Here is a 6,926-nt window from a genome sequence, read left to right on the forward strand (position 1 = left end):
ACTGAATGGCGCCAAGAGGTGCAGCTGATCCTTCATGCACTCGGCTAGCACGATTACTCACAGTGCACTGATCACACAACCTGAGCCAGAACCCGGGTCGTGAAGTCCGTTCTTCGTGACTTCGGGAGGCACACGCTGAGGCGGGACGCCGATGTTCACGAGAACGGAACGGGAGGCAGCACGCTCCGGTGACCGCGAGACGGCAGCAGAGCCTCACCACCGGGTCACCTGGCTCCGTAGCCAGCGCCTTTGTCCCCGGCTGGGTGCAATGCCGTTGGCCGGTTCTAGCCAGCGTCGGCGGGGGTGCGGCCCTTCGCCTCGCGGCGGGCACGGGAGTCGCGGACACCTTTCCAGAGCAGCACCGGGCCGAGCAGCATCAGAGCGGCGAAGGCGATGGCCGGGTAGTCGCCGCCTGCGACGAGAGTGCCGATCAGCACCGTACCGAGCGCATGGTCAAGGGCATCAAGACCGGGGCCGGTTCGGTGGCCCGGACCGGCCCGGCGTATGCGGTACAGCGCCTTCAGCGCGAAGAAGACGTTCAAGCCTGCGCACGCGAGCAGGGCCCAACGGACCGCCAAGGGTATGTTCACGGCGCGACTCTAGGCCACCCGCCCCCGGACGGTCTGGCCCAACGCAGGGCGGTGCGTCGCGGGGGCTATCCGAGCCAGACGATGTTCAGGACCGTCAGGCGGCGCAGCGGCCGGTTCACCCAGTAGGTGGGGGAGAGCTGGCCGACGGACGCGTAGCGCACGTCTTCGCCTTCGGGGTCGTCGGCGTTCCATTGCCGGAAGCCCCACGGGTCTGCGGCGGCGGCGTCCAGGACGTCCCACACGGTGCCTTCGGCGTGCTCGGGCGGGGTGTCGAGTGCCTTCGCGGCCGGTGCGGAGAAGCGGACCGCGTACGGCTGTGCGGTCATCGCCGCCTTCCCCGTAGCTCCGCCATGTCGATGGACTCGCTGTCGTCGTAGTCGGAAGCGGCGAACTCGTCGACCGCCGGGGCGTGGGCGAGGCGGCCCTGCCAGTCCTGGACGACCTCGTACAGCCCGGCGAGGGAGAACGTGCGGCGGGACTCCTCCAGCGCGGCCGCCCACTCCCGCTCGAACGCCGGTACCCACTGCGCAGCACGCCGGTCGGCGCGCAGCTGGGCACGCAGGTCGGCCGGCGCTCCCGGTGCGGGGGCGCACGGGGTGGCAGGTGTGTGGTCGGGCGGGCGAAGTCGGCGTCGCAGTTCATCCCGGGCTGGCCGTACTCCTTCGTCGCCGTCCTGGAGCCCGGCGCCACGTCGTGGACAGGGATCCCTTGGCTGACTTCTGGACCGGCAATTCCCGGCCGGGCGAGGTACGTGCCGCAATGGACGCAGCAGAGTCCGCGCGGGGGCTCGACGCACATCATCACTCAAGGGCGAAACCCGTCAGTTGCCGACAACGCAAAACCACACATACATGGCCTTGCTCCAGCCAGCCGGCAATGAGTGGGACGTGCTGTACGACTTCAACCTCGTGGGTACGACCGAACGCATGGGCGTGTCACCGCGGTCCGCGGCGAGCCGTATCGACATCGGTCTGGGAGTCAGGGGCCCCGAGACGGACGGCCGGGGACAGGGGCATGGATGAGGCGGGGTTCGCACTCCTTCGGCGGGCCGTCGACCTGCTGCCCGAGTGCTCCTTCGTCCGAATCGCGAGCTCGGGGCCAAGGGTGACGTCGGTGATGCCGAGTTCCTCGCGGAGTCCCCTATGCTCGCGAGGCAGTCGGTATGAACAGTTCATTTAGGGGGCGCGGAGCCGCATGGCCGACGAGATCAAGTACGAGTACAAGACCGTGCAGACAGTTCGCGGCACCGACGGCTTGGTGATCTCGAAGATGCAGAAGGACGGCTGGGAGCTCGTGGAACAGGCCCAGGGCATGCTGCGCTCCACCCTCGACTTCCGCCGGCCGAAGAAGCCCCTGCCGCGGCTCTTGATCGGCACCGCGGTCGGCGGCCTCGTGATCCTGGCCATTGTCATCGGCGTAGCCGCGGCACTCGAGGACGGAGGTGAGAAGAAGGACGAGTCGAACAAGCCGACGGAGGCCACTGCGAGCGCAGAGCCCTCCGCCACGTCGACTCCGACCGCGACCGGGTCGACTGCCGCTGAGGTGATCACGCCGCAGAACAACCCGGAGTTCGCGGCGCTGCTGAAGACGCCGGACTCCTGCGACAGCGCGAACCCGGACTTCGCGACCAAGTACAAGGGCAAGACCGTCGCCTTCGACGGATCGATCGTGCACATGGCGTCCCACGGTGACTACGACACCCGCTACGACTTCCTCCTGGGCCCGGGCGACAAGGGACCGAATACGGAGATCGGCCCGGCCTTCAAGTACGAGGACGTCAACATCCTCGACCTGAAGCTGACCGGCCGGAACACCCCCGCCACCGTCCGCGCGGGCGATAAGTTCCGCTTCGTCGCCGAGGTGGGCGAATTCAACGCGAAGCAGTGCCTCTTCTTCCTCGACCCGGTCTCGACGGAAATCCGGTAGTCAAGATGGGCAGCCGCGTCATCACGGACCAGCGTGCCCGGCTTGCGCGGCCGTATCTTCACAGCTCCGGAGTAATGCGACCAACGCTGCTGCGGATGTCGGGCATGCCGAGGTGGACCGTGGACGGCTGGGCCGCACGGTTGCGCATGGCCTCCAGCTTCTGGGCGGCGGCGGCCAGAGTGGTCTCGATCGCGGCGACCTCGCCGAACCAGCTCTGGTCCCTGACCCCCTGGAGCCGGTCGACTGTCGGCGTACACGAACGCGGCTCTGGCAAGATTTTCGTAGGTAGAGATCATCTCGGTGCCATGGTCAGCCGGTCCGCATGGCGTCGGCGGAGGTGGGCGATCAGGACGACACGGTGGCGGAGGAGGGAGACGCCAGCGCGTCCGGCCATGATCCGTTTCTGCGGCTTGACGTCGGTGATGCGGCCTTCGTTGACCCCGGAGTTGTAAGAGGTCGTGATGCCCTGGGCGACTGCATGTCGGTCTTCGTGGAGGGCTCCGGCGAGGCCTACGAGTGGTGCCAGTCCGCTGCTTGTGAGATCGCTCAGCCAGCCTGGCAGGGTGCCGCGTCGCGGTTGTCGAGCATGATGGCGAAGCGGCTGACCGGGTCGTGGGTGAGTTTGAGTTCGGGGCAGTGGTCGAGGAGCCGGGGCAGGCGCTCGTTGATGTGAGGGCTGCGGCGGTGCGGGTGGGTGGTGATCCAGCGGGCCGTTTCGCGAGGTGAGGGTGGTCGCTCGCGTGGCTCGTCGATGGGCAGGCCTCGTCGGAGTGGTGCGACGGCCATCTTCACGCGCTGGTAGTGGCCGAGGTAGCCCTTGGTCTGCAGTTCTTCGTGCAGCACCTTCGCGCTGTGCTGTCCTTCGTCCCAGCGTTGCCGCAGGTAGTCGAGATAGGGGTCCAGCGTGGAGGGCTTGCGGGGCGGCCGGCGCATGACTTCCTGCCAGGTGCGGGCTCGGGCGTACTTGCGAACGGTGCGGCGGTTTAGGCCGAGCTCGCGGGCCACGGAGCTGTGGCTCCGGCCGGTGCGGATCAGGGCTTGGGTCGTCTCGAACAGGCTCTGGGCATGGCGCCCGGCCCGGCTGCCCGCCGCGGCGTTTTGGGTGGTGTCCTCGACCGGCGGGTGATCATCCTCGCCGACCGTTGGCAGGGCTGCGGGCAGGCATCCTCGGTGGGCGGAGGCGATGTCCTGAACGCGGCGGGAAAGGCCCTGCCAGAGGTGAAATCGGTCGCTGACCTGCACGGCTTCGGGGGCGCCGGCGGTGATGCCCTGCCGGTAGGTGAGGGAGCCGTCGCGGCAGACGACCTCGATGCCCGGGTGCTCACGGAGCCAGCGGCCGAGCTGTTCGGCGTCGCGTCCTTCCCAGAGGGTCAGCGGGAGGCGGGTGGTGGTGTCGACCAGGAGGGTTCCGTAGGTGCCTCCGTAGAGAGCGAAGTCGTCGACCCCCAGGACCTGGGGCGTAACCAGCGGCGGAAGTGGCACCCGCATCAGCTGGGACAGAAGTGCAACCCGGGAAAGCTTGATTCTCAAGATCCGAAGCATCCGGGACCCGCCCCGGCCGGCCAGGACCACGCCGACGTCCTCGACCAGCGACTGCAGTCGGGGTGTCCGCCGCTGGTAGCGCACGGTCAGGCCCGGTACTTGCTCGGCGAAGGTCGCCTTCGGGCAGTTCGTGTTCTCGCAGTACAGGCGGCGTACGGACAGGTCGATGCGCAGAGGACGGCCGGCGAGCGTGACGTCGGCGAGGCTCCGTGCGTACCGGCTGTGGCACCACTCGCTGAGCTGACCACATCCCGTACATCCCGCCGGTTCACCGGATCTCGTGCGGGCACGGACAGCCACCACAGCATCGGATACCTCAACCGAAACCACCTGCACATCGGACAACTGCGGTAACAGGCTGACCAGTTCAACAGAGCACAGTCACAGGCTGCCCATCCTGCGGGCCGCCCGACCACGGCACCGAGATGATCTCCGCCTACAAAAATCTTGCCAGAGCCAGCTTAGGTCGTACGCCGACAGTCGACGAGGTTGGCGTGGATCTCCTGTAGGCGCGGCATCTGGGCCGGGTCCACGAGAAGTAGGGGACATCTGACACAGGCGTTTGAGGCTGAACCTTTGGAGTGGACACCCTGACAATGGATTTTGATGGTCCAGGGAGGGATGTCCAGGTGGGACGCAGGTCTCCGTATTCGGAGGAGTTCAGGAAGGACGCAGTCGCGCTCTTTCGGGCCGCGGCCGGGAAGCGAACGTACGCTGCGGTGGCCTCATCGTCGGCCGCCACCTGCGTGGGAAGAAGCGGACCACGATCGCGGACAGGGCCGCGGTGCCCGTGCCGGACCTGGTGATGCGCGACTTCACCGCGGACACGTTGAACACCAGGTGGTGCGGCGACATCACTTACACAGCCGCCGGCTCGACGTGGCTCTACCTCGCCACGGTGATCGACATCTGCTCGGGGAAGGTCGTGGGCTGGTCGATCGCCGACCACATGCGGACCTCGCTGGTCACCGACGCGATCGAGATGGCCGTGGCGGCCCGCGGCGGCCGGGTCCGCGGCGTCGTTTTCCACACCGACAGAGGCGCCCAATACAGCGCGGTCGCCTTCGCCGACGTCTGCCTGCGGCACGGGATCCGCCGCAGCATGGGCCGGGTCGGCTCGAGCTACGACAACGCCCTCGCCGAGTTGTTCTTCCAGGGCCTTAAGCGCGAATTGCTCCACGGACGCCGCTGGACCTCGAAGGCACAGACCCGACTCGAGCTGTTCCGCTGGCTGTCCTACTACAACCGGCGCCGTCGCCACTCCGCGCTCGGCTACCTCGCACCAGCCGAGTATGAACGGCAGCTGATCACGACACGTACGCTGTCACTCATCGCATAAAAACCGGTGTCCACTCCCCGGGATCAACCTCAGAACCGTCGTCCCCCACAGACCCACTCACACGGAACGCCCCGCCCGCGCGATGCGCGGGCGGGGCGTTTCTGCCTTCGGGCCTGGTTCGGCTCGGGGCGATCAGTCCTTGCGGACCAGTTTCCAGCTGATGAAGTCGCCCGAGCCGACCGTGAGGGTCCCTTCGGGGAAGTCGAGCGTGGCTCCGTACAGCTCGCCGACTTCGTTGTGGGCCGGTGAGGCTGTAAGGATTTCGTCGAGGCCGGGCCGGCCGAGGAATTCGATAGGCTCGAACACCCAAGCCTCCGGCGGCCAAGCCCAGTCGGGCAACGCAGGCCAACTGCCGTCCGAGATCTTGAGCGTCCAGTCGGTCCCGTTCCACAGCGTCGCGGAGCCGCCCGATGCGAGGATCAGCTCGAGCCCCTCCGCACGCCACTCATCTCCCTCGGGCAGATACCGCACCGCGAAGACTGCCGTGACGGTTTCACCTTGGAGGCCGAGGACCTGTCGGTCGCTCATTTCTTGCAGCTACAGGTCATCGGAGTAGCACTCGAATACCACTTGTTCAGACCCTTATCCATGGGGAACAGGGAAACGAACTCGCCGTTGGCTTTGGTGATCACCAGATCCTCGCCTTTGCGGTAGAAGAAATAGTCGTCGGCGCCGCCACCGTCAGGGTTGTAGGGGCCCTGCCGCACGTCCTCGTGATTCGAGCGGACGTCGGCAATCTTGTCACGGTAGGCCTGACGAGCAGCCTGGTCGCCGGGGTGCGCTCCGTAGTCCTTGGAGTGCTTGCCCCACTTCTTTCCGAACTGATCTTCCACAATATTGAGTTCCGGGCCGCAGCTCGTGTTGTGCACGAGGACCGAGGTCGTGCCGGCCAGGACGTAGTAGGTGTGGAGGTCGTTGACCGTGAGGTTGTATGCGGGCGCGAGTCCCGTCCAGTGGCGGACGTTGCCAATCTTCGCTGTGCCGCCCTCGGGCGTGCGCAGGGTGTCCTGCGGGGTGAGGTCAGCCGCAAGCTTCCACGTCCTGGCGTTCTCGGACCAGAACGGATGGTGGCCAGTCGCGGTGAGCGAACCGCCGCCGTCGTTCGGGGCGAGGGTGATGTTGGTGAACTCTCGGTCGTCCGGGGTGTAGATCGTCGCGTCGACCCGGCGCGAGCCGGTGATACCCGTGTTCGGGTCGGTGGCGAGAACCTCGTCGCCCGTCGTGACCTGCTCGATCGGTCGGATGGTGCGGTCGCCCATCAGAACGGGTGTTCCAGCCGGGAAGCTGTTCTTCGGCGTCAGACACGGCGGGAGCATGCCGTACTTCGTGCCCTTGGCGATGCTCTCGATGCCGTCGTAGATCTTTCCGGCGATCTTGATCTTGCCGATCGGCAGGACCCCTGCCGCGGCCATGACGCAGCCGCCGAGCGACGGTTCCTTGATGCACTTCTCGATGTCGGCGGCGCCGGACAGCTCCCATGCCACCTTGCCCAGGAGCCTGACGAGTTCTGCGTCGGGCTTGCCGACCAC

General features: G+C 66.9%; 8 protein-coding genes and 1 pseudogene. 2 read left to right on the forward strand and 7 right to left on the reverse strand.

Annotation, left to right across the window (positions count from 1 at the left end; translation table 11 throughout):
* Positions 1–284 precede the first annotated feature (284 nt).
* From ACFWTC_RS38100 to ACFWTC_RS38110, 3 genes are all read right to left on the reverse strand, one after another.
* Positions 285–590: a hypothetical protein gene (locus ACFWTC_RS38100; protein WP_383933180.1), complete on the reverse strand. Its 306-nt coding sequence runs from the start codon at positions 588–590 to the stop codon at positions 285–287.
* Between the two features lie 65 nt (positions 591–655).
* Positions 656–916, reverse strand: coding sequence for a hypothetical protein (locus ACFWTC_RS38105; RefSeq protein WP_383933182.1), 261 nt, complete (start codon positions 914–916; stop codon positions 656–658).
* A complete protein-coding gene (locus tag ACFWTC_RS38110; protein ID WP_383933194.1) occupies positions 913–1,227 on the reverse strand; it encodes a DUF6247 family protein in 315 nt (104 codons plus the stop codon). The genes ACFWTC_RS38105 and ACFWTC_RS38110 overlap by 4 nt, the downstream gene beginning before the upstream one ends.
* Positions 1,228–1,784: 557 nt before the next feature.
* Between ACFWTC_RS38110 and ACFWTC_RS38115 the strand changes: the two genes are divergently transcribed.
* Positions 1,785–2,516, forward strand: a complete 732-nt coding sequence (locus ACFWTC_RS38115) for a DUF4839 domain-containing protein (protein WP_383933184.1) — start codon at positions 1,785–1,787, stop codon at positions 2,514–2,516.
* A 58-nt stretch (positions 2,517–2,574) separates the two neighbouring features.
* On the opposite strand, the gene ACFWTC_RS38120 is transcribed toward ACFWTC_RS38115, so the two are convergent.
* Both ACFWTC_RS38120 and ACFWTC_RS38125 read right to left on the reverse strand, forming a co-directional pair.
* Positions 2,575–2,790 (reverse strand): hypothetical protein, encoded by a 216-nt coding sequence (locus ACFWTC_RS38120; RefSeq protein WP_383933186.1) that lies wholly within the window; start codon positions 2,788–2,790, stop codon positions 2,575–2,577.
* A 272-nt stretch (positions 2,791–3,062) separates the two neighbouring features.
* Entirely contained in the window at positions 3,063–4,358 is a 1,296-nt protein-coding gene (locus ACFWTC_RS38125) for an ISL3 family transposase (protein WP_384075097.1), read from the reverse strand.
* A gap of 427 nt (positions 4,359–4,785) precedes the next feature.
* On the opposite strand from ACFWTC_RS38125, the pseudogene ACFWTC_RS38130 reads away from it, so the two are divergent.
* A pseudogene (locus ACFWTC_RS38130) lies at positions 4,786–5,397 on the forward strand (IS3 family transposase); the annotation flags it as partial.
* Between the two features lie 132 nt (positions 5,398–5,529).
* Here ACFWTC_RS38130 and ACFWTC_RS38135 read toward each other — a convergent pair.
* Together ACFWTC_RS38135 and ACFWTC_RS38140 are read right to left on the reverse strand one after the other, a co-directional pair.
* Positions 5,530–5,925, reverse strand: coding sequence for a hypothetical protein (locus ACFWTC_RS38135; RefSeq protein WP_383933488.1), 396 nt, complete (start codon positions 5,923–5,925; stop codon positions 5,530–5,532).
* A partial coding sequence (locus tag ACFWTC_RS38140; RefSeq protein ID WP_384075100.1) for a polymorphic toxin-type HINT domain-containing protein occupies positions 5,922–6,926 on the reverse strand: 1,005 nt, incomplete at its 5' end. The genes ACFWTC_RS38140 and ACFWTC_RS38135, both read right to left, overlap by 4 nt.

This window comes from Streptomyces sp. NPDC058619 (assembly GCF_042717785.1).
GTDB lineage: Bacteria > Actinomycetota > Actinomycetes > Streptomycetales > Streptomycetaceae > Streptomyces.